General features: G+C 67.6%; 1 protein-coding gene. It reads left to right on the top strand.

Features of this window, described 5'->3' with window-relative positions; genetic code table 11:
- Positions 1-28: 28 nt before the first annotated feature.
- The coding region (locus PUR71_RS00475) for a hypothetical protein (RefSeq protein ID WP_443077305.1) at positions 29-340 on the top strand (312 nt) is incomplete at its 3' end.

Raw genomic sequence — 340 nt, 5'->3', positions numbered from 1 at the left:
TCCCCCGCAGGTCCCGGGCGTCGAGTCGATGGTCGGCCTGTTCATCAACACCCTGCCGGTGCGCGTCGCGCTCGACCCGGCGGAGCGCTTCGGCGCCCGGCTGGAGCGCCTGCAGGACCTGCAGGCCGGCGACATGGACCACCTGTACCTGCCGCTCGCCGACCGCCAGCGGATCGCCGGGCTCGGCGCACACTTCGTCCCCCTCGTGGTGTGCGGGCTGTTTTGGGAGGTCGGGGCCGATCGTGGTCCTGTGGCTCTGGTTGTTGTTATGGGGTTTGTGTTTGTTATGGTTTTTTTGGTGGCCAAGTTTGGGGAGCTGTTTGGGGGGGGTGGGCTGCCC

It is taken from the genome of Streptomyces sp. SP17BM10, assembly GCF_036322405.1.
Classification (GTDB): domain Bacteria; phylum Actinomycetota; class Actinomycetes; order Streptomycetales; family Streptomycetaceae; genus Kitasatospora.
This window is presented reverse-complemented; position numbering and strand designations above follow the sequence as displayed.